The sequence below is a fragment of the Pseudomonas sp. NFXW11 genome (assembly GCF_049887815.1).
Taxonomy (GTDB): domain Bacteria; phylum Pseudomonadota; class Gammaproteobacteria; order Pseudomonadales; family Pseudomonadaceae; genus Aquipseudomonas.
Window position 1 is genome coordinate 20,429 of sequence record NZ_JAGEKI010000023.1, and the last position, 21,148, is coordinate 41,576.

Here is a 21,148-nt window from a genome sequence, read left to right on the forward strand (position 1 = left end):
CGCGTGCTTGAGAGGTCGCGCTGCAAAGCCCGCCAGCCGGCCGGCAAAAGATGCTGGCCATGTGCTTGACGCGCTTTGAGGCTGTCGTAGACTCCGCCCATCCGACAGGGAGTAGCGGCTATGCGGCGTATTCGTGGTGTGGTTCTTGGCGTGGGATGGATTGGCATGGCGTGCCTGGCGCACGCGCAGACGCCCGCACCCGCAGATGACCCGTTACTCAGCAGCCCGGCCCCGGCGGCCGAGAGCAGCGCTTCCGGCACCCAGGCCCGAGGCGTGCTGCGAGCCAAGGACCAGGCCATGCTCGCCAGCGAACTCTCGGGGCGCATCGTCGAGCTGCCTTTCAGCGAGGGTGAGTCCTTCAACAAGGGCGATGTGCTGGCGCGTTTCGACTGTTCGGCCTACCAGGCCCAGTTGAATGCCGCCCAGGCCGCCAGCCGTGGTGCCGGCGAGGAGCTGAACCACAACCGGCAACTGGCGGCGCTGAATTCCGTGGGCCGCTTCGAAGTGGCCAGGGCCGAGGCCCGGCTCAGCGAAACCCAGGCGCAATCCCAGGTTTACCAGGTGCAGATCAAGCGTTGCGCGGTGGTCGCGCCCTTTGATGGGCAAGTGGTGCAGCGCAAGGTGCAGCGCTATGAAAGCGTTTCCGCCGGCGCGCCGCTGTTGGAAATCGTCGACAACCGCAGCCTGGAAATCCATTTGCTGGTGCCGTCGAGCTGGATGGGCAAGCTCAAGGCCGGGCAGACCTTCAACTTCACCCCCGATGAAACCGGCAAGCCGCTGCAAGCCACGGTCAAGCGCCTGGGCGCGCGGATCGACGAGGGCAGCCAGACCCTGTTGCTGGTGGCCAGCCTGCCCAAGGCGGATGGCCTGCTGGCGGGCATGAGCGGCACCGCGCGCTTCGAGGCCCTGCCGTGAACGCACCGGTGGCCGGCGCCGTGGAGCGGGTGTTTGCCCAGTTCCTCGAACTTGAACGCCAGACCCGCGCGGCGCGCACCATCGAACAACTGGCCTACAGCCTGGTCAACGATGGCCAGGCGCTGTTCGGCTTTCGTCATGCGGCACTGCTGATCGCCGGCAAGGTGCGGGCGGTGACCGGGGTCAGTGCGGTGGAGCCTAATGCGCCCTTCGTGGCCTTTGTCGAGCAGGCCGTGGCCCAGCTGTTCAAGCTGGAGCGGGCCAAGCCGGCCACCCTGGTGCCCATGGAGGCTTTCAGCACGGCGCTGCGCGAAGACTGGCAGAGCCTGTCGGCGCCCCAGGTGTTCTGGCTACCTTTGCTGGATCATCAGGGTGAGGTTTTCGGTGGCCTGTGGCTGGCCCGGGATACGCCCTGGAGCCCTTCCGAGCAGGTGCTGCTGGCGCAACTGGGGGATACCTACAGCCATGCCTGGCTGGCCCTGCAACCGCGGCGCCCGTGGCGCTTGCGCCTGACCGGCAAGCGTCAGGTGCTGCTGGTGGCGCTGTTGCTCCTGGGCTTGCTGGTGCCGGTGCGTCAGTCGGTGCTGGCGCCGGCGGAAGTGGTGCCGCTGGCCGGGCGGGTGGTGGCCGCGCCGCTGGACGGGGTGATTGCCGAGTTCCTGGTCAAGCCCAACCAGGCGGTCAAGAGTGGTGACCTGCTGGTGCGTTTCGATAGCACCAGCCTCAAGGCCCAGGCCGATGTCGCCCAGCGCGCCCTTGGGGTGGCCGAGGCCGAGCTCAAGGCCAACGCCCAGCGGGCTTTCGCCGATGCCGAATCGAATTCCAGGATCGACCTGCTGGCGGCCCGGGTCGAGCAGAAGCGCGCCGAGCGCGACTATGCCGCCGAGTTGCTCAAACGCAGCGAAGTGCGTGCCGAGCGCGACGGCATTGCGGTATTCGCCGACGCCGAGCGCTGGACCGGCAAGCCGGTACAGACCGGCGAGCGGCTGATGGAAATCGCCGACCCGACCCAGGCCGAGCTGCGCATCGAGCTGGCGGTGGGCGATGCCATCGCCCTGGAACCGGATGCCGAGGTTGCCTTGTTCCTCGACAGCGACCCGTTGCAGCGTCATTCGGCGCGGCTCGAGCGGGTGGCCTACGAGGCACAGTCGACGCCCGCCGGGCAGTTGGCTTATCGCCTGGATGCCGCGTTCATCGATTCACCGCCACCACGGATTGGCCTGCGGGGCACGGCGAAACTCTTTGGCCAGCGCGCGCCGCTGGCGCTGTACCTGCTGCGCCGTCCCCTGGCCGGGCTGCGCCAGAGCGTGGGCCTGTAATGGCTCTGCCCAGCCTGCGCCCGGACCTGCAACTGACGCCGGCCGCTGCGGCGCTGGACGGCTCGCCGCGCTGGACCCTGGCCGATCCGGTGCGCGGGCGGTACTTCAAGCTGGGCACCCAGGCCATTCGTCTGTTGCGCCATTGGTCGCTGGGTGAGATGACTCAGGTGCTCGACGCGGCCAATCGCGAGCCGGGACTGCCGCTGGGGGAAGGCGAGGTCGAGCAGTTGCTGGCGTTTCTGCGCAGCCATGACCTGATTGCCGCGCTGGACCCGCAACAACGTGCCAGCTATGCCTGGAAGGCTGCCGCAGCGCGCCAGAGCCTGTGGCAGATGGCCCTGCACCAGTACCTGTTCTTCCGCATTCCGCTGTGGCGTCCGGACGCCTTTCTCAATCGCGCCTGGCCCTGGTTGCAACGCTTCGGCCCGGGCCTGTTGCGTTATGGCCTGCCGGTGACCCTGGGGCTGGGGGTGTTCCTGGTCTCGCGGGACTGGCAGCGCTTTCTCGCCACCTTCCCCCATCTGTTCAGCCTGGGCGGTGCCATGGCCTTTGCCGTGGCACTGTTCTTCGCCAAGCTCTGCCACGAGTTCGGCCATGCCTTCATGGCCAAACGCGCCGGTTGCCGGGTGCAGAGCATGGGGCTGGCCTTCATGGTCCTGTTGCCGCTGTTCTACACCGATGTCAGCGATGCCTGGCGGGTCAATGAGCGCAAGGCCCGGCTGCTGATCGGTGCCGGCGGGGTGCTGGCGGAGATGCTCCTGGCGTGCATTGCCCTGCTGGCCTGGTCGCTGCTGCCGGATGGGCCGGCGCGTACCGCGGCGTTTATGCTGGCCAGCGCCACCTGGCTGACCACCCTGGCGGTCAATCTCAACCCCTTTATGCGTTTCGACGGCTATTTCCTGCTCAGCGACCTATGGGAAGTGGACAACCTCCAGGGTCGAGCCTTCGCCCTGTGCCGCTGGCATCTGCGCGAACTGCTGTTCGGCTATGGCGAGCCGGCCCCCGAACCCTGGACCCCGCGCATGCGCCGGCGCTTGCTGTGGTGGGGTTTTCTTTCCTGGTTATGGCGCGCGGCGCTGTTCTTCGGCATCGCCCTGGCGGTCTATCACCTGTTCTTCAAATTGCTGGGGATCTTCCTGATGTTGGTGGAACTGGGCTGGTTCATCTTCCTGCCGATCGTCAAGGAAACCCGGGAATGGTGGTCGCGACGCCAGCAGGCCCATACCCCGCGGGTGCTGCTCAGCGGCTTGGGCCTGTTGGCGCTGCTGTTGCTGGTGGTGGTGCCCTGGCGCAGCAGCGTGGAGGTGCCGGCAATGCTCGAGGCTGGGCGGGTCACGGCCCTGCACGCACCGGCGGCGGCGCGGGTGCGGCAGGTGAATGTAGTGGACGGTCAGCAGGTGGCGCAGGGCGCGCTGCTGGTGGAGCTGGAGTCGCCGGATATCGAGTCGCGCCTGTTGATCGTGCGGCGTGAGATCGACGTACTGCAATTGCAGATGCGGCGCCAGGGTGGGCGCAGCGAAACCGCGGCGGACGTGGGCATTCTCGAACAGCGCCTGGCGGAGGCCGTGGCCGAGTACCGGGGCTTGCAGGCCCAGCGCGAGCGCCTGCTGCTGCGCGCGCCCCAGGCCGGCCAGGTGCGTGACCTGATGCCCAAGCTGGTGGCCGGGCGCTGGGTCTCGCCCAGGGAGCCGTTGGCGCGGATCGTCGAGGATGGCACGCGCTTGCGCGGCTACCTGGCCGAGGAGGATCTGTGGCGGCTGGCGCCGGGGGCCAGTGGGCGTTTTGTCGCCGATGATCCGATGCGTCCGGCCTGGCCGGTGCAATTGCTGGAGGTGGACGCCAACGGCGTGGCCGCCATCGATCAGGAGGCCCTGACCTCGGATCATCACGGGCCGATTGCCGTGCGGCGTGATGAAAACCGTCGCCCCGAGCCGCTGCAGGCGCAATACGGGGTGCGTTTGCAGTTGGTCCAGGAGCAGCCTGCCCCCAGTCATCCGATACGAGGTGTGGCGGTGCTGCAGGGGCGCAGCGAGTCGTTGCTGGGCACGGCCTGGCGCCGCCTGGCGGCACTGGGGGTGCGTGAAAGCGGTTTCTAGAGGGAGCACCCGAGTCGGTGCCGGGGTTCAAGGAGATCAACCGATGTTGCACAGTTCATCAGCCAGCGGTTTGTCCATGCGCCCTTCCCGGGCCAGCGATGGACCTTTTCTGCAAAGCCTCTATCAGTCGGCGCGTCCCGAGTTGCAATGGATCGACGCCGATCCCGAGCTGATCGAGCAGGTGGTCGCCCAGCAGTTCCAGGTGCAGGAGCAGGGCATTGGCGAGAGATTTCCCGATGCCTTGCACTATGTGGTGGAAAAGCTCGACACCCCGATCGGGGTACTGAGCGCCGACTTTGGCGCCCATGAGATTCGCGTGCTGTATCTGGCGTTTATCCCCGCGGCCCGCGGCCAGGGCTTTGGGCGCACGGTGCTGCAAGGGGTGCAGCAAGCCGCGCGGCAGGTGGGCTGCCCGGTGGCGACCGTGGTCTGGGCCAGCAACCCTCTGGCGCGCCAGCATTACCTGGCGCTGGGTTTTCGGGTCGAGGAAAGCACCCCGGCGGCCGAGCGCCTGGTGTGGTACCCGGGTTTCAGTTGAACACGATGTTGAAGTAGCCCAGGGTCGGGTCCCGTCCCAGGGCCGGCTCGCGGGACACGAAGATCGCATCCACCAGGCCCAGCTGTGGCAGCTCCAGGGCACACAGGCCATCGACGAACTGCGTCGGTTCCAGGCTGCGCAGTACCACGTTGAAAGGGATCCGGGCATTCTCCGCCAGGCGTGACTGTGGGCGCAGCTCGATGGATTCCACCTGCACCGGCAGCAGGCTGCCATCGGGCAGTTGCAGGGGGCAGGGCTGGTGCAGCAGTACCTGGAAGTGTTGATCACTCACCTGTAGCAGCATTGAAATTCTCCGTCATGCACGGCCGATGCCGAGGCCCAATGGCCCCGGCGCTCGAGGGCGGGTCAGTTGCGCGAAGGGAAGAGCCCTTGCAGGGCAACGCTGAAGTTGATCGCCAGGTAGGGATTCATGGTGCCAATGGGCAGGCTGCTGCCTGGAGTGCTCAGGGTACCGCCAATGGTGCTGGTGACGCCCTTGAGGGCCACCGGAGCAGAGCCTGGCTGATCGGAGTAGATGGCCGCCGAGGGTGGCCCGGAAGCCGCCGAAGCCCCGATATAGGCATTGGTGGCGGTGGGTGTGGTGACCGCATTGCTCGGGGCATTGGCCAGGTTGACCGTGGTGGCCACGGTGAGGCCGCTGGTGGGGATCACCTGGGGCGGCAGGTTGCTGCTCAGGATGCTGACTTTTTCCGTTCCGGCGACCTCACCGATCACCCGGGGCGTAAGGCCCCCACCCGAACCCTGCCCGATGGGCATGCGCCCCTGCAGGTTGGGCAGGCCGAAATTGGTCTGGCCGTTGCCGCCGTAGAAGGTGCCCAGCAAGGCAAACAGCGCCTGATTCTGTGCCAGGGCAATGATCTGACCGTTACACAAGGCCCAGCCACTGGGAGCGAAGTTGAAGCCGAACATCTGGATAGTGCCGAGAAAGACTTCCATAGATCCTTATCCTTGCTCTTGTTGAGTGGAGCGCATTGCCCGCTGCCTGGGCGCTGTTGGGGCGTCCGCGGATCTGTTGTGCGCCGAGTGACAGCGTAGATGCTGCTGTTGGCGACAGAGGTTTTTTCCGCCTGCCGGATGACAGGTACAAGACCGGGACAAGACCCCGGGGTTCTGACCTACAATCAGCGCGTCATGGACCCCGAGTGGGTGCGGCGATCGATTTGCAGAGGGTGGTGATGGGCGTTCCGAGTACCGATCAAGCGGCGAAGCGGCTGTACCGTCAGCCTGTTGCGCTGTCGCAGCCGCTGGCGCAGTTGTTGCGTGAACCCTGGCTGGCGCCCTTGCTGCTGCTGGCCCTGGCGCTGCGTTGCTACGAGCTGACGGCGGCGGCGATCTGGGGCGACGAAGGCTCCAGCGTGCTGCTGGCCCAGTTGCCATTGGCCGGGATCTGGAGCCACGCGGCCTACGATGTTCATCCGCCGCTGTATTTCGTCCTGCTGCATGCCTGGATCGGTCTGTTCGGCGACTCGATCCTGTCGATCCGCTTGATGAGTGCCGTGCCCGGGGTGATCGTGGTGTTTCTCGGCACTTGGCTGATGCAACTGTTCGCCGGCCGGCGGGCCACGCTATTGGCCTGCCTGCTGCTGGCACTGCTGCCCACGGCGGTGCGCTACAGCCAGGAAGTGCGCATGTATTCGCTGCTGGGGGTGTGGCTGCTGGGGGCGACCCTGGCGCTGGCCTATTGGGTCCGTGCGCCGCAGCGCCCGAGGTACCTGGTGATCTATGCGCTGCTGATGGCGGCCGGATTCTATACCCACTATTTCAGCGCCTTCTGTGTGCTGTCGCACTGGCTGTATCTGGCGCTGGCTCGCCCTGAGGCCGGGCCGCACTTTCTGCGGCGGCGGGCCTGGTGGCTGGCCAACGTGGGCATAGTGCTGTTGTTCCTGCCCTGGCTGCCGGGCCTGGTGGACCTGGTGCTGCACATGAACGACCTGAAGACCGGTGGCGATGTCGGTTGGGAGCCGCCGGTAACCCTGGCTTCACTGCCGTCGATGATCTGGCAGCTGCTGGCCCAGGACGACGGCGAGGGCATGCCCTGGTGGCTGTTCATCAGCCTGCCGCTGTTGCTGACCGCGGTGCTGCTGTACCTGCTCGGCAAGGACCGCAGTCGCTCGCGCATCGCCACCTTGCTGGTGCTCTACAGCGCCTTGCCCCTGCTGCTGGTGTTCGCGGTTTCATTTGTTTCCCCGGTATTTATCGAGCGCTACCTGACGGTGCCGGCGCTCGGCTTGCCGCTGTGTCTGGCGCTGGCCATCGACTGGCTGGCGCAACGCTCCAGGACATTGGCTGCGCTGCTATTGCTGGTGGTGCTGGGGGTGTCGGGGCTGGGCTTGAAGAACAACTACACGGTGGATGCCGAGGATCAGTTCAACAACATGGTGGAGTACATGAACCAGCACACCCAAGTCGGTGACCAGGTGGTGCTGGGCGACATGTTCTGGTACCTGACCTGGGGCTACTACGACCGCAGCCATATCGCCCCGCGGCTGTATACGCCGCCTACTGCGACGGGTGTCTCGACCCGGCCCAATGCTTACGGCTTCGGCACCCTGGTCAAGGATGGCGCTGCGGTCTATCTCGATCGCCTGGAGGACCTGCCGGCGGGCAATGGTCGGGTCTGGCTGGTGATGAGCCGGGTGGACCCGGACGAATTTCCGTCCATTCCGGGCTCCTGGAGAAAAATTGACCAACATGCGGGAGGCGATACCCAGGCGGTTTTATATGAGGCCTGTAATGCCTCTTGCAGCGGACACTGAGGATGCAAGCCCCGAGCTAGAGCGGTCGGCCTGTGGGTAAGTCGGTTTGGTGCCCTGTTTACGGGTGTTTTTCCGACTTAAAAGCTCGGGCATTGATGTCAAAATACAACTAGTGGGAAATATTTCCTTACGCTACGCTTTGTCCTACAAAAGGACTTAGGTCGAGGGTGTAGGGAGTGCACAATTTCCATTTCATCTCAGGTTTGCCGCGTTCAGGCTCGACCCTGCTCTCCGCCATCCTTCTGCAGAATCCGCGTTTTCATGCTGGCATGACCAGCCCCGTGGGCTCGCTGTTCGCCAGCGTTCTGGGACAGTGCAGTGCCGGCAGCGAGTTCGGTTCGGTGATCGATACCTCCGTGCGCCGTCGTCTGTTGCGAGGACTGTTCGAGTCCTACTACGCCGACAAGTCCGCGCATTCGGTAGTCTTCGACACCAATCGCCAGTGGTCCTCCCGCCTGCCGGCGCTGATGGATCTGTTTCCCCAGTCCAAGGTCATTGCCTGCGTGCGTAATGTCGCCTGGGTCATGGACAGCATCGAACGCCTGTACCGGGCCAATCCCTTCGAAAATACCAAGTTGTTCAGCGATGACGGCGAGCGCAACACTGTCTACAGCAGGGTTGAGACTCTGGCCCAGCGCAATCGCCTGGTGGGCTTTGCCTGGGCCGCGCTCAAGGAAGCCTATTACGGTGAACACGCCGATTCCCTGCTGGTGGTCGACTACGACCTGCTGAGCCAGGCCCCGGAAATGGTCATGCGGCTGGTCTACGAGTTCATCGGCGAACCCTGGTTTGAGCACGACTTTGACAATCTGGCCTACGACGCCCCCGAGTTCGATCAGGCGCTGGGCATGGCCGGGTTGCACAAGGTCAAGCGCAAGGTGGCTCCGCAGTCGCGACGCACGATTCTGCCGCCGGATCTGTTCGAACAGTATTCCAAGCTGTCCTTCTGGCTCGATGGGTCTTCCAGTGCAGCCAATGTCATTCGAGTAAAAAACAGCGCCGCGATCAATTGATCGCGGTTTTTTTTGTCCTGATAACGTTCGATCCCTGGTGAGCAGCATGTGGTGGAGCAAGCAGAAGTCGCGGGTGGTACAGCGGGCAGCCCAGAGCAATCAGCCCTTGGCTTCACCCATGATCATGTCCTTGGAGCCGCGCATGCTGTTCGACGGCGCAGTCGCCGCGACCGTGGCCACGGCGGCGGACAGCCATCCAACGGCGGATGCAGCCAAGGTGCCAACGGCTGACCAGACAGCAACCGCCAAGGATACCCATGCCCAATCGGATGCGACCCCGGCCCCGGCCCCGGTTGCGGTGCCTGGCCAGGGTGTGGTGTTCGTTGATTCGCGGGTCAAGGATTTCGACAGCCTGCTCAAGGGCGTGGCGCCTGGAACCCAGGTGGTGGTGCTCGATGGCACCAAGGACGGCCTGCAACAGATTGCCGATTACCTGAACAACCATCAGGGCGTCAGTACCGTGGAAATCGTCGCCCATGGCAACACCGGCGACCTGTGGCTGGGCAGCACCTACCTGTCGGCCGACAACGTTGCGGCCCGTGCCGAGGTGCTCGGGCAGATCGGCAAGGACATGAATGCCGGTGGCGATATCCTGATCTACGCCTGCAACACCGCCGAAGGCCAGCGCGGCATCAGCTTCGTCGACTCGCTGGCGCAATACACCGGGCGCGATATTGCGGCCTCCAGCAACCGCACCGGGATTGGTGGCGACTGGACCCTGGAAATCGCCACCGGCAGCATTGAAAGCGTCAACCTGCTGTCTCAGCAGTCCATGACTTCCTACCAGTGGGGCTTGGCGACCTGGACTGCCAGCAATGGCAATGACTCGGGAACCGGCTCGTTGCGGGCGGCCCTGGCCTCGGCACAAAACGGCGACATCGTGACCTTCAGCAGTGCCATGACGGTAGCGCTCAACAACCAATTGGTAGTGAGCAAGAACATCACCCTTGATGGCGATTTGAACAACGATGGGGTTGCCGATGTGACCCTGGACGGGCAGTACAAGACCAGCGTGGTCCAGGTCAATGCGGGCACCACTGTGACCTTCGATGGCCTGGTGATCACCCGTGGCTTGATCGCCGGCAATGGTGGCAATGGCGGTGCCGCCGCTGCCAACTCACTAGGGGCGGGGATCAGCAACTTTGGCGATCTGACGCTGAAGAATGTCAGCGTGACGGCCAACGCGGCTTCTGGCGGCGGCGGCGGCGGCGGTGTGATCAACCCCGTGGTCGGTGGTGCTGGCGGTGGCGGCGGCGCTGTGGGCGGCGGCATTGGCGGTCATGGCGGCAGCACGGGCAGCGGCACCGGAAATTACGCGGGTACCGCAGGATCGGCCAACCAGGGCGGGACAGGTGGCAGCTACAACCTGGCGTCGATGAGCGGGCACGGCGGTTCCAGCGTCGGTGGCACCGCTTCGACCAACCCCTATGGGTATGCCAATGGCTCCGCCGGTGGTACGGCTGCCGCCAGTGGGCTCTCTATCGGCGGCGGCGGTGGTGGCGCCGGCTGGAACACCGTGGGTGGCAAGGGCGGCGGGGCCGCTGGCGGTATCTACAACGCCAGCAGCGGCAAGCTGACCATCATCGGCACTTCGACCATTGCCGGAAATATCGGCGCTGGCGGCGGCGGCGGCGGTGGCTCCGCTTCCGGCAGCGGTACTACCTCCAACGGTGGCGACGGGGGCTTGGGCGTCGGTGCCATCTGGAACAAGGGCACGGTATTGATCACCGCCGCCAACTTCGCCGCCCTGGGAAGCGCGGTCAACACCGGGGCCAGCGGTTCGGGTGGCCTGGCCACGGCCGCCCTGCCGGGGCAGAAGCCCACGGCGGTCAATGGGCTGTTCAACGACATCGGTGCCACGGCCGATACTGCCTATGCACCAAATCCGGTAGCGACCGTTGTGGTCACGACTCCTGCGCAACATATCGGCAGCACGTCGCAGGTGACCATCACCTTCAACGAAGCTGTGAGCGGCTTCAGTCTGGCGTCCATGACTGCACCCAACGGCACGCTGAGCAACCTGGCCACCAGCGACGGCGGCAAGACCTGGACTGCGACCTTTACCCCGGCGTCGAACGTCAGTGGCGGGGCCAGCCAAATCACCGTGGACAACACCACCGTGACCAGCGTGGCGCAAGGCACGGCCGGTCTGGGCACTTCGTTGTCCAATAGCTATACCGTCGACACCCTCCGCCCGACCGCCACCGTGGTGGTTGGCAGCCCAGCGTTGAACATCGGTGGTACCTCCACCGTGAGCATCACTTTCAGTGAGGCGGTGAGCGGCTTTACCCTGGCCGACATGAGCGCGTCCAACGGCACCCTGAGCAATCTGACGACCAGCGACAATATCCACTGGACTGCGACCCTGACACCCAATGCCGGCAACAACAGCGCCGGCAACGTCATCACCCTGGACAACACCGGCTACACCGATACCTCGACCAACGCCGGCACCGGCGTGACCTTGTCCAACAGCTACGCGGTGGACACCGTGCGCCCGACCGCGAGCATAGTGGTCAGCAACACGACCTTGAATATCGGCGGCACTTCCCTGGTGACCATCACCTTCAGCGAGGCGGTGACCGGTTTCACCACCGCCGATTTGACCGTGGCCGATGGCACCTTGAGCGGCCTCAGCAGCAGCGATGGCGGCATCACCTGGACCGCGACCCTGACCCCTAGCGCCGGGGTCAGCCACAGTGGCGACATGATCACCCTGAGCAATGCAGGTGTGCAGGACGCGGCCGGCAACACCGGCAGCGGCACCACCAACTCCAACACCTACAGCGTCGATACCCAGCGCCCTACTGCCAGCATCGTGTTTGCCAATCCCAACCTGGGCATCGGCCAGACCTCCCTGGTGACCATTACCTTCAGCGAGGCGGTGACTGGCTTTACCAATGCCGATCTGACCGTGAACAACGGCACCCTGAGCGCCGTGAGCAGCAGTAACGGTGGCATCACCTGGACCGCCACCTTTACCCCGACGGCGAACATCGTCAGCCCGACCAACGTCATCACCCTGGACAACAGCGGCGTGCAGGACGCGGCGGGCAACGCCGGCAGCGGTACCAGCACGTCGAACAATGTGGCCATCGACGGCGTGCGGCCCACCGCAACTATAGTGGTCGCCAATCCGACCCTGGCCATCGGCCAGACCTCCTTGGTGACCATCACCTTCAGTGAAGCGGTGAGCGGTTTCAGCAATGCCGACCTGACGGTGGCCAATGGCACCCTGAGCGCGGTGAGCTCGAGCGACGGTGGCATCACCTGGACCGCCACGTTCACCCCGACCTTGAACGTCACCGACGCCAGTAACCTGATCACCCTGGACAACACCGGCTATACCGATAGCGCCGGCAACAGCGGCAGCGGCAGCACCGACTCCAACAACTACAGCATCGATACCCAGCGCCCGACGGCCACCATAGTGATTGCCGATCCGGTCCTGACCCTGGGCGAAACCTCGCAGGTGACCATCACCTTCAGCGAAGCGGTGACGGGCTTCACCCTGGCCGACCTGAGCAGCAGCCACGGCATCCTCAGCAACTTGAGCTCAAGCGACGGTGGCATCACCTGGACCGCCACCTTCACCCCTTCGGCCAGCACCAACAGCGCGACCAACGTCATTACGCTGGCCAATACCGGCATTGCCGACCTGGCCGGCAACGCCGGAAACGGTGTGACCAACTCGGCCAACTTCACCATCGATACGGTGCGGCCGACCGCGACCATCGTAGTGGCCAACTCGGTGCTGGGTATCGGCTCCACTTCGCTGGTGACCATCAGTTTCGACCAGGCGGTCACCGGGTTCACCAACGCCGACCTGACGGTGGAAAACGGCACCCTGAGCGCGGTGAGCTCGAGCGATGGCGGCATCACCTGGACCGCCACCTTCACGCCCAGCAGCAACCTCACCGACGCCAGCAACCTGATCACCCTGGACAACAGCGGAGTGCAGGCGGCGGCTTCGGGTAACGTCGGCAGCGGCACCACCGATTCCAACAACTACAGCGTCGACACCCAACGCCCGACCGCGACCATAGTGGTGGCCAACGACCATCTGGGCATTGGCGGCACCTCCCTGGTGACCATCACCTTCAACGAAGCGGTGACGGGCTTCACCCTGGCCGACCTGACCGCGGCCAACGGTACCCTGAGCGGCCTGAGCACCAGTGACAACATCACCTACACCGCGACCCTGACCCCGGCGGCCGGGATAAACCAAGGCAATAACCAGATCGTCCTCAACAACAGCGGCGTGGCCGATGGTGCTGGCAATACCGGCAGCGGCACCACCAACTCCAATGCCTATGCGGTGGATAGCGTGCGGCCGACCGCCACCATCGTGATGGCCGATCCGACCCTGGCGGCCGGGCAGACCACTACGGTGACCGTCACCTTCAGCGAGGCGGTAAGCGGCTTCGACAACAGCGACCTGAGCGTGGCCAACGGCACCTTGAGCACAATGAGCTCGAGTGATGGCGGCATCACCTGGACCGCCACCTTCACCCCGGACGCCAATGTGCGCGACACCACCAACCTCATCTCGCTGAACAACGCCGGCTACACCGATCTTGCCGGTAACAGCGGTATTGGCGTGACCAACTCGGCCAACTACAGCATCGATACGGTACGCCCGACCGCGACCATAGTGGTGGCCAACCCAACCTTGAATGCGAGCGCCACTTCGCTGGTGACCATCACCTTCAGCGAAGCGGTGAGCGGCTTCAGCAACGCCGACCTGACGGTGGAAAACGGCACCCTGAGCGCGGTGAGTTCAAGTGATGGCGGTATCACCTGGACCGCCACCTTCACCCCGAGCGGCAATATCAGCGACACCAGCAACCTGATCACCCTGGACAACAGCGGGGTGCAGAATGCCTCGGGCAATACCGGTAGCGGCAACACCAGCTCCAACAACTACAGCATCGATAGCCAGCGTCCAACCGCGACCATAGTGGTGGCCAACAGCAACCTGGGCATTGGCCAGACCACCGGCGTGACCATCACCTTCAGCGAGGCGGTCACGGGTTTCGACCTGTCGGACCTCAACGTGGCCAATGGCGTGCTGTCCAACCTGACCAGCAGCGACGGCGGCAAGACCTGGACCGCAACCCTGACGCCCACCGCAGCCATTACCGATGCGACCAACCTGATCGTGCTCGATACCAGCCTGGTCAGCGATGCGGCAGGCAACACCGGGTCGGGAATCTCCATCTCCAACAACTATGGGATCGACACCCAGCGGCCGACCGCGACCATTGTGGTCGCCAACCCGACCTTGGCAATCGGCCAGACTTCGTTGGTGACCATTACCTTCAGTGAGGCAGTCAGCGGTTTCGACAATGCCGATTTGAGTGTGCCCAATGGCACCTTGAGTGCCGTGAGCAGCAGCGATGGAGGCAAGACCTGGACTGCGACCTTGACCCCAACGGTCAATATCCATGACACCAGCAATGTCATCAGCCTTGATAACACTGGCTACACGGATCTGGCGGGTAACGCCGGGATGGGGGTCACCGACTCGGCCAACTACAGCGTCGACACAGTGCGGCCGACGGCAACCATTGTGGTGGCGAACCCGGCGTTGAATGTGGGCTCCAGCTCACTGGTGACCATCACCTTCAGCGAGGCGGTGAGCGGCTTCAGCAACGCCGACCTGACGGTGGAAAACGGCACCCTGAGCGCGGTGAGCTCGAGCGACGGCGGTGTCACCTGGACCGCCACCTTCACCCCGAGCGGCAATATCAGCGACACCAGCAACCTGATCACCCTGGACAACAGCGGGGTGCAGAACGCCTCGGGCAATACCGGTAGCGGCAACACCAGCTCCAACAACTACAGCATCGATACCCAGCGTCCGACCGCGACCATAGTGGTGGCCAACAGCAACCTGGGCATTGGCCAGACCACCGGCGTGACCATCACCTTCAGCGAGGCGGTCACGGGTTTCGACCTGTCGGACCTCAGCGTGGCCAATGGCGTGCTGTCCAACCTGACCAGCAGCGACGGCGGCAAAACCTGGACCGCGACCCTGACGCCCACCGCGGCCATCACCGACGCGACCAACCTGATCGTGCTCGATACCAGCCTGGTCAGCGATGCGGCGGGCAACACCGGGTTGGGGATTTCCATCTCCAACAACTATGGGATCGACGGCGACCGGCCGACGGCCAGTATCGTGATCGCCAACCCCAACCTGACCGCCGGCCAGACCACCACCGTGACCTTCACCTTCAGCGAGAAGGTCAGCGGCTTCGACCTGTCGGACCTCAGCGTGGCCAATGGTGTGCTGTCCAACCTGGTCAGCAGCGACGGTGGCAAGACCTGGACCGCGACCCTGACACCCACGGCGAATCTGGTTGATCCAAGCAACTTCATCACCCTGGACACCAGCCTGGTGACCGACCTGGCGGGCAACGCCGGCACTGGTTATGCCAACTCCAACAACTACGGGATCAATACCGTGGCCCTGGGCGGCGACCCGGAATTCCGCATCAGCGATCCGGTGGTGCCGACGCCGGGCCAGCCGACTGTGCCGCTGCAACCTGTGGTCTTCACCTCGCCCACGGGCGACCTCGGCTCCCCGGTGGGTTTCCCGCCGCTGTTCGAGCAGCGTGAATCGGGTGTCGGCCTGCCGCCGCTGGGCAATATCTTCATCGGCAATGGCGGGCTGGCGCCAAGTTATATCGCCCAGGTGTTCGGCAATGAAACGGGTGGCGACGGCAACAGCAGCGGTTTCCTCGGCTTTGGCGGTGGCGATGGCGGGGTATTTGGCGGCAGTACCCTGTCGACCTTGTTCAGCCGTGAATCCACTGGCGATACCTCGGCTCAGAGTGCCTTCGACCGGCACTCGGGCAAGGGGCCGGGAGATGCGTCCCAGGGCCTGCGCGGCGTATTTGGCGCACCGACCCTGGGACAGCAGTTGCAGCAGCTCAAGGATAGCGAGCAGAAACAGCTGCATGAACTAGCCTGGGCATTGGAACAAGCCGGTATCAGCGCAATACCGGCCTGAACAGCATTCGAACATCTGCGCCGACCCGATGGTCGGCGCACATAAAAAGCAAGTAGGACTCAGGGGCGGGGCTAGGGATGAAAAAGAGTCAAAGGTGGTTCAGTGTCAGCTTGCTGGCGCTGATGGTCAGTGGTTGTGCCGTCACCAGTCAGCCGATCGATCGCAGTGTTAGCGAACAGCGGGCGAAAACCGATCTGCAGCATATGTACCAGGGTCAGGAACCCCTCAGCGGGCCCCTGACCTTGCACCAGGCCATGGCCCGGGCCGTGAAATACAACCTCGAAGGCCGGCTGAAGATCATGGAGGAAGCCCTGGCCAAGCGGCAGCTGGACCTGGCCAGCTTCGACATGCTGCCGCGCATGGCGCTTTCGGCGGGTTATGCCGGGCGTAACAACATCAGTGCTTCCAGTAGCCAGAGCGTGCGCACCGGTACCCAGTCCCTGGAACCTTCGACCTCCCAGGACCGCGACCGCAACGTCGCCGACCTGACCATGGTGTGGAACGTGCTCGACTTCGGCGTCAGCTATATCAGCGCCAAGCAGCAGGGTGACCAGCGGCTGATTGTCCAGGAGCGCCGGCGCAAGGTGATCAACACCATTGTCCAGGACGTGCGTTCGGCCTATTGGCGGGCGGTGGCGGCCGAGCGCCTGCTCAAGCAGATCGACAGCCTGATGGCGCGGGTCGAGGTGGCGCGGGGCAACAGCCAGAAAATGAGCGACCAGCGCATTGGCGATCCGGTCCAGGCCCTGGGCTACCAGCGCGCCCTGATCGAGGCCACCCGCCAACTCGAGGAGCAGCGCCGGGCGCTGTCCCTGGCCAAGACCGAACTGGCGACCCTGATCAACCTGCCCCTGGGCACTGAGCTGACCCTGGCCACCAGCGATGACTATCCGATTCCCGAACTCAAGGTCGATTTGCGTCGGCTGGAACAGGAAGCCCTGGCCAGCCGCCCGGAACTGCGCGAGCAGGACTACCAGACCCGCATCAGTTCCGCGGAGACCCGCAAGGCCATGCTGCGCCTGCTGCCGGGCCTGGAGTTCTCCGCCGGCGGGCATTACGACAGCAACTCGTTCCTGGTCAACGACAAGTGGGCCGATTATGGGGTCAAGGTCACCTGGAACCTGTTCAACGTGATTTCCGCGCCAGCGGCCATCGATGTGGCCAAGGCCGGTGAGGAAGTCGCTGCCGCGCGGCGCCAGGCCATGTCGATCGCCGTGCTGGCGCAGCTGTATGTGGCCAATGCCAACTACCGCGACGCCTTGCGCCAGTTCCAGACCAACCAGCAACTGGCCGAGATCGATGGGCAGATCGTCGGCCAACTGCGTAACCGCCACGAGGCGGCGGGTATTGGCGAGCTGGACCTGATCCAGGGTGAGCTCAACACCCTGCAAGCCGATCTGCGGCGCGACCTGGCCTATGCCGACCTGCGCAATGCCTATGGGCAGATCTTCGCCAGTGCCGGGCTCGACCCACTGCCGGACCAACTGCAATCGACCCAGGTGCAAACCATTGCCAGCGCCCTGGCCAGCCGTGAGGCGCAGTGGGCGGCGGGCAATATCACGGTACCGGCGAGCCATGCCCCAGCCCAGTAACCTGGTGGCGCCCCAGGCCAGCATCAGTCGCGGGCAACGGGAGGGGCGCAACGGCCATCGCGGCGCGGCGATCCTCCTGACCGGGTTGCCGGCCGCGGGCAAGTCGACCCTGGCCCAGGCGCTGCAGGCCGAGCTGTTCCGGCGTGGTGCGCAAAGCCTGGTGCTCGATGGCGATGCCCTGCGCAGCGGCCTGAACAGCGACCTGGGGTTCAGCGTTGCCGAGCGCCAGGAGAACATTCGCCGGGTCAGCGAGCTGGCGGCGTTGCTGGTGGACAACGGGCAGATCGTGATCCTGGCGTTGATCGCGCCCCTTATCGAGCTGCGGGAGATCTTCGCCCGGCGCCTCGGCGAGGATTATCACGAGGTCTGGTGCAGCGCTTCCCTGGCGGTCTGCGAACAGCGTGACCCTAAGGGCCACTACGCCCGCGCGCGGCGTGGCGAGTTGCCGGCCTTCACCGGTATTTCGGCACCCTATGAAGCACCGCCGGCCGCCGCCCTGGAGCTGGACACGGGCGGGCAACCGGTGGCCACCTGCCTCGAACAACTGCTGGCCTGGCTCGGCGAGAGCCGGGTGTTGTCAGGGCCATGAACCGTCCGGCCTATTCGCGTCTGCCGGTGCAGCTGGATCTGGTGCTGTTGCTGGAGGCCCTGGCCGGGGTGGATGCCGATCACTGGCAGGAGCATTTCAATCACGACTATTACCTGGGGCAATGGAGCGGCGTGGCGCTGATCAGCGCCGCCGATGCGGTTGGCCTGGCCCCCGGGCGCCAGGTGCCGTTGCAACGCCCGGCCTGGTGCGATGAACCGCGCTGGCAGCGGGCCTTGCAGCCCCTGGCGGTGGAACTGGTGAGCGCACGCTTGCTGCGGCTGGGGCCCGGCAGCCGGATTCTTGAGCATTGCGACCCCGACCTGTCGGGCGAACAGGCCGACCTGCGCCTGCACGTGCCCCTGCTGAGCCCGCCGGCAGTGGACTTCATGCTGGACGGCCAGCGTATGCCGTTGGCCGCGGGCGAGTGCTGGTTCCTGGACCTGGCGCGACCCCATAGCGTGAGCAATGCCGATAGCGTCGAGCGCATCCACCTGGTGCTCGACTGTCGTCCCGGGCCCTGGCTGGAACAGGCGATCCGCGACGGAGTTGCCACTACGCCGACACCGGGGAACGGGCAGGCCGCCGAGGCTTTTGCCGCGTTCCGTCAATGGGTCACGCAAGACCCGCAGTTGTGCCGCCGCTTGCAGGCCGAGACCGATACCCAGGCCTTTATCGCCTTGAGCCTGGAGCTGGCGGCCGAGCGCGGTTGGTTATTCGATGCCGATGAAGTGCGTTCGGCCATGTCCCGAGGACGCCGCCAATGGCAACAGCAATGGCTGCTCTGAACCTGCAAGGCTGGCTGCCGATCCGCATCTGGCGGGCGGAGCCGGAGCTGGACTGGCGTGTCGACTGGTGCTGGTTCGGCGAGCAAGCGCTGACCCAGCCATTCTTTCGCGATGCGGTGGAGCAGGCCCTGCGCTTGCCGTTCAACCAGGCCCTGCGTCGCGAAACGCCGCTGGCGACCCTGGATCAATGGCGCCTGCAAAGCCCGGGGCTGAGCCCTGGCCTGTTCATCTTCCATGCGTCGCGCTGTGGCTCGACCCTGGTGAGTCAGATGCTGGCGCAGCTCGAGAGCCATATCGTGATCTCGGAACCGCCGCCGCTGGACAGCCTGCTGCGCGGCGAGCTGAGTGTTGCACAGCGACAGATGGCGCTCCGGGGGCTGCTCAGCGCCTATGGACAACCCCGGCGCGGGGGCGAATCGCAGCTGGTGGTCAAGCTCGACGCCTGGAACATCGGCGAACTGCCCTGGTTGCGCCAGTGCTTCCCGAGTACCCCCTGGTTGTTTCTTTATCGCGATCCACTGGAGATTGCCGTTTCCCACCTGCGTCGCCCGGGGATGCACATGGTGCCGGGCCTGATCGGCCCCAGCGCGCTCGACTCCGAACCCTCTGGCGAGCGCGAAAGCTATATCGCCCGACGCCTTGGCCGGTTGCTGCAACGGGGCTTCGATCACAGCCGCGAGCACGCTGGCCTGCTGCTCAACTACCAGGAGCTGCCAGCGGCCATGGACGGCCGCCTGGGGGATTTCCTCGGCCTCTCCCAGGCCCAGCGCAGCCGGGCACTGGCCTGTAGCTCCTGGCATGCCAAGCAGCCGGAGCAAGCTTTTCACGGCGATTCCGAGGACAAGCGCCAGGCCGCCTCGGCGGCCCTGATCGAGCAGGTGCAGCGCTGGGCCCGAGGGCCCTATGAGCGCCTGGAACGCCGGCGCCTGGGCAGCGCCTGAGTGCCCGCACACCGTTTGGAAGTTTGTCCGGCAGGCGTCCGGCGCCGGCCTAGACTTGCATCAGGAGCCACAGTCCTGTCCCCGGGTACGGGGCACCGAGGTGCATCATGCGTATGGCAAAAACCGTGCAACACAGCCTGGAGCAAGCCCATTGCGAGTTTGATCTGGTCACCCATCCGCACTCGGCCAGCAGCCTGGAAACGGCGCGGGTCGCCGGGGTGCCGGCGGAGCGGGTAGCCAAGTCGGTGATCCTCGACGATCACCACGGCCGTTACCTGATGGCGGTGCTACCCGCCAGCCGGCACCTGGACCTGAGCAAGGTGCGCGGCAGCAGCGAGTGGCAGATCACCCGGGAAAGTACCCTGGCCTACCTGTTCAACGATTGCGAGCGCGGCGCGGTGCCGGCCCTGGGTGAATCCTACGGGCTGGACGTGGTCATCGACCCCTTGCTGACCCGGCAGAAAGACATCTACCTGGAAGCCGGCAATCACCACAACCTGGTGCACATGAGCATGGCCCAGTACCTGAAGATGGTGCCCAACGCCGAGGTCTGCGAAGTCTGTCATTAGAAGGGGAACTCGACCATGGAATCACCGACCCACAACCTGCCGGCCCTGTTCAAGCAGTTGGGGCTGGCCGACGACCCGGTCAGCATCGACCGCTTCATCGCCACCCATTCGCCGCTCAAGCCGGAGCTGCATCTGGCGGATGCCTTCTTCTGGAACAAGAGCCAGGCGGATTTCCTCCGCGATGAAGTGCTCGACGATGCCGATTGGGCGGAGGTGGTGGACCAGCTGGATGTGCTGTTGAGGAGAGGGCGCGGGGGCTAGATGCTCGGCAGAGGCGGCCATTGGCGTGCGGTGTGCAGCAGCGCCAGGATCTGGATGCTGTCCTGGGCAACCTGATAGACCAGGCGGTAGCTGGGGTGAGGAATCAGCTCGCGAGTGCCTTCGATCAACCCGATGTTGCCAAGGAGAGGGTTGTGGACGAGGTGTTCGACGCACTCACTGAAGCGCTCGTCCATTTCCCTGGCCGCCCGAGGATTGAGGGTATACAGGTAGTCCCAGATATGTGTGCGGTCCTGTATGGCCTCGGGAGCCCAGAGGATCTTCACTCCCATTTCACTGCCTGGGCGCGGCGAGCGGCGAATTCTGCCTCGACCTCTGCATGGTCACGGCCGTTTCCGGCGTCCAGCGAAGCCCGAGCCAGATGCACTTTCTGCTGCAGAAAAGCCTCGTATTCCCGGGATTGCTGCTGCTTCTGGACGAAGTCGCGCATCATCTCGCGCACGATCTGCGAGGCGGGACGATGGGCCGCTTCAGCTTCCGCCATGAACTGATCGCGAAGTTCGGTTTCCAGTTTCAAGGTAAAGACGGCTTGCTTGGGCATGGGGCATCTCCTGGGGCGAGTGTTGAAAAAGTATAGACGTTTTGCATACCCGTTCGGACCAAGTGCCGACCGAGCGATAGGCACGGCTGCGGAATTTGTTACAAAACTTGACTGGATTATTCCGTCAATGACATATTGATAGTTAGCAAACTAACAGTGTGCGAACAGTCTTGTGT

Annotated in this window: 17 protein-coding genes; 13 read left to right on the plus strand and 4 right to left on the minus strand. The window is 64.6% G+C overall.

Translation table 11 applies throughout. The features are described from left to right. The first annotated feature begins 120 nt into the window (after positions 1-120). From J4P02_RS27140 to J4P02_RS27155, 4 genes are read left to right on the plus strand one after another with little or no spacing between them, the layout of a single operon-like run. The gene (locus J4P02_RS27140; RefSeq protein WP_426196178.1) at positions 121-915 is read left to right on the plus strand and encodes an efflux RND transporter periplasmic adaptor subunit; all 795 of its coding nucleotides are present in this window, start codon (positions 121-123) and stop codon (positions 913-915) included. Continuing rightward, the gene (locus J4P02_RS27145; RefSeq protein WP_426196180.1) at positions 912-2,234 is read left to right on the plus strand and encodes an efflux RND transporter periplasmic adaptor subunit; all 1,323 of its coding nucleotides are present in this window, start codon (positions 912-914) and stop codon (positions 2,232-2,234) included. Before J4P02_RS27140 ends, J4P02_RS27145 begins: the two co-directional genes overlap by 4 nt. After that, positions 2,234-4,330: an HlyD family efflux transporter periplasmic adaptor subunit gene (locus tag J4P02_RS27150; protein ID WP_426196182.1), complete on the plus strand. Its 2,097-nt coding sequence runs from the start codon at positions 2,234-2,236 to the stop codon at positions 4,328-4,330. Before J4P02_RS27145 ends, J4P02_RS27150 begins: the two co-directional genes overlap by 1 nt. A gap of 43 nt (positions 4,331-4,373) precedes the next feature. Beyond that, entirely contained in the window at positions 4,374-4,868 is a 495-nt protein-coding gene (locus J4P02_RS27155; RefSeq protein WP_426196185.1) for a GNAT family N-acetyltransferase, read from the plus strand. Here the strand turns inward: J4P02_RS27155 and J4P02_RS27160 are convergent. Both J4P02_RS27160 and J4P02_RS27165 read right to left on the minus strand, forming a co-directional pair. Next, positions 4,861-5,172 carry a DUF6916 family protein gene (locus J4P02_RS27160; protein ID WP_426196187.1) on the minus strand — a complete coding sequence of 104 codons (312 nt, stop codon included), beginning with the start codon at positions 5,170-5,172 and terminating at the stop codon, positions 4,861-4,863. The two genes, J4P02_RS27155 and J4P02_RS27160, sit on opposite strands and share 8 nt — an antisense overlap. A 62-nt stretch (positions 5,173-5,234) precedes the next feature. Further along, complete coding sequence (locus tag J4P02_RS27165; RefSeq protein ID WP_426196189.1) at positions 5,235-5,825, minus strand: phage tail protein; 591 nt, start codon at positions 5,823-5,825, stop codon at positions 5,235-5,237. A 239-nt stretch (positions 5,826-6,064) separates the two neighbouring features. Here J4P02_RS27165 and J4P02_RS27170 point away from each other — a divergent pair, with 239 nt between their 5' ends. The 9 genes from J4P02_RS27170 to J4P02_RS27210 all read left to right on the plus strand — a co-directional run bounded on the left by J4P02_RS27170 (position 6,065) and on the right by J4P02_RS27210 (position 20,413). Then, positions 6,065-7,645 (plus strand): glycosyltransferase family 39 protein, encoded by a 1,581-nt coding sequence (locus tag J4P02_RS27170; protein WP_426196191.1) that lies wholly within the window; start codon positions 6,065-6,067, stop codon positions 7,643-7,645. 176 nt (positions 7,646-7,821) lie between these two features. Beyond that, positions 7,822-8,658 carry a sulfotransferase family protein gene (locus J4P02_RS27175; protein ID WP_426196193.1) on the plus strand — a complete coding sequence of 279 codons (837 nt, stop codon included), beginning with the start codon at positions 7,822-7,824 and terminating at the stop codon, positions 8,656-8,658. Positions 8,659-8,704: 46 nt separating this feature from the next. Next, entirely contained in the window at positions 8,705-15,676 is a 6,972-nt protein-coding gene (locus J4P02_RS27180; RefSeq protein ID WP_426196356.1) for an Ig-like domain-containing protein, read from the plus strand. A 77-nt stretch (positions 15,677-15,753) separates the two neighbouring features. After that, a complete protein-coding gene (locus tag J4P02_RS27185) occupies positions 15,754-17,268 on the plus strand; it encodes a TolC family protein (protein ID WP_426196195.1) in 1,515 nt (504 codons plus the stop codon). Then, positions 17,252-17,857 (plus strand): adenylyl-sulfate kinase, encoded by a 606-nt coding sequence (cysC, locus tag J4P02_RS27190; RefSeq protein ID WP_426196197.1) that lies wholly within the window; start codon positions 17,252-17,254, stop codon positions 17,855-17,857. The genes J4P02_RS27185 and cysC overlap by 17 nt, the downstream gene beginning before the upstream one ends. Beyond that, positions 17,854-18,642: an aspartyl/asparaginyl beta-hydroxylase domain-containing protein gene (locus J4P02_RS27195; protein ID WP_426196200.1), complete on the plus strand. Its 789-nt coding sequence runs from the start codon at positions 17,854-17,856 to the stop codon at positions 18,640-18,642. The genes cysC and J4P02_RS27195 overlap by 4 nt, the downstream gene beginning before the upstream one ends. Beyond that, the gene (locus tag J4P02_RS27200) at positions 18,630-19,583 is read left to right on the plus strand and encodes a sulfotransferase family protein (protein WP_426196202.1); all 954 of its coding nucleotides are present in this window, start codon (positions 18,630-18,632) and stop codon (positions 19,581-19,583) included. The genes J4P02_RS27195 and J4P02_RS27200 overlap by 13 nt, the downstream gene beginning before the upstream one ends. A 107-nt stretch (positions 19,584-19,690) precedes the next feature. Further along, positions 19,691-20,152, plus strand: coding sequence for an aminoacyl-tRNA deacylase (locus J4P02_RS27205; protein ID WP_426196204.1), 462 nt, complete (start codon positions 19,691-19,693; stop codon positions 20,150-20,152). A gap of 15 nt (positions 20,153-20,167) precedes the next feature. Beyond that, complete coding sequence (locus tag J4P02_RS27210) at positions 20,168-20,413, plus strand: DUF2789 domain-containing protein (RefSeq protein ID WP_426196206.1); 246 nt, start codon at positions 20,168-20,170, stop codon at positions 20,411-20,413. Here J4P02_RS27210 and J4P02_RS27215 read toward each other — a convergent pair. Both J4P02_RS27215 and J4P02_RS27220 read right to left on the minus strand, forming a co-directional pair. Next, positions 20,410-20,703 (minus strand): type II toxin-antitoxin system RelE/ParE family toxin, encoded by a 294-nt coding sequence (locus J4P02_RS27215; protein WP_426196208.1) that lies wholly within the window; start codon positions 20,701-20,703, stop codon positions 20,410-20,412. The genes J4P02_RS27210 and J4P02_RS27215 overlap by 4 nt on opposite strands. Beyond that, positions 20,694-20,972 carry an antitoxin of toxin-antitoxin stability system gene (locus J4P02_RS27220; RefSeq protein ID WP_426196210.1) on the minus strand — a complete coding sequence of 93 codons (279 nt, stop codon included), beginning with the start codon at positions 20,970-20,972 and terminating at the stop codon, positions 20,694-20,696. Before J4P02_RS27220 ends, J4P02_RS27215 begins: the two co-directional genes overlap by 10 nt. Positions 20,973-21,148 lie beyond the last annotated feature (176 nt).

What these genes read in the sequence shown, in the direction of transcription:
- J4P02_RS27140 (WP_426196178.1), top strand. Translation starts at nt 121, where the DNA reads ATGCGGCGTATTCGTGGTGTGGTTCTTGGCGTGGGATGGATTGGCATG.
- J4P02_RS27150 (WP_426196182.1), top strand. Translation starts at nt 2,234, where the DNA reads ATGGCTCTGCCCAGCCTGCGCCCGGACCTGCAACTGACGCCGGCCGCT.
- J4P02_RS27155 (WP_426196185.1), top strand. Translation starts at nt 4,374, where the DNA reads ATGTTGCACAGTTCATCAGCCAGCGGTTTGTCCATGCGCCCTTCCCGG.
- J4P02_RS27160 (WP_426196187.1), bottom strand. Translation starts at nt 5,172, where the DNA reads ATGCTGCTACAGGTGAGTGATCAACACTTCCAGGTACTGCTGCACCAG.
- J4P02_RS27165 (WP_426196189.1), bottom strand. Translation starts at nt 5,825, where the DNA reads ATGGAAGTCTTTCTCGGCACTATCCAGATGTTCGGCTTCAACTTCGCT.
- J4P02_RS27170 (WP_426196191.1), top strand. Translation starts at nt 6,065, where the DNA reads ATGGGCGTTCCGAGTACCGATCAAGCGGCGAAGCGGCTGTACCGTCAG.
- J4P02_RS27180 (WP_426196356.1), top strand. Translation starts at nt 8,705, where the DNA reads ATGTGGTGGAGCAAGCAGAAGTCGCGGGTGGTACAGCGGGCAGCCCAG.
- J4P02_RS27185 (WP_426196195.1), top strand. Translation starts at nt 15,754, where the DNA reads ATGAAAAAGAGTCAAAGGTGGTTCAGTGTCAGCTTGCTGGCGCTGATG.
- cysC (WP_426196197.1), top strand. Translation starts at nt 17,252, where the DNA reads ATGCCCCAGCCCAGTAACCTGGTGGCGCCCCAGGCCAGCATCAGTCGC.
- J4P02_RS27195 (WP_426196200.1), top strand. Translation starts at nt 17,854, where the DNA reads ATGAACCGTCCGGCCTATTCGCGTCTGCCGGTGCAGCTGGATCTGGTG.
- J4P02_RS27200 (WP_426196202.1), top strand. Translation starts at nt 18,630, where the DNA reads ATGGCTGCTCTGAACCTGCAAGGCTGGCTGCCGATCCGCATCTGGCGG.
- J4P02_RS27205 (WP_426196204.1), top strand. Translation starts at nt 19,691, where the DNA reads ATGCGTATGGCAAAAACCGTGCAACACAGCCTGGAGCAAGCCCATTGC.
- J4P02_RS27210 (WP_426196206.1), top strand. Translation starts at nt 20,168, where the DNA reads ATGGAATCACCGACCCACAACCTGCCGGCCCTGTTCAAGCAGTTGGGG.
- J4P02_RS27215 (WP_426196208.1), bottom strand. Translation starts at nt 20,703, where the DNA reads ATGGGAGTGAAGATCCTCTGGGCTCCCGAGGCCATACAGGACCGCACA.
- J4P02_RS27220 (WP_426196210.1), bottom strand. Translation starts at nt 20,972, where the DNA reads ATGCCCAAGCAAGCCGTCTTTACCTTGAAACTGGAAACCGAACTTCGC.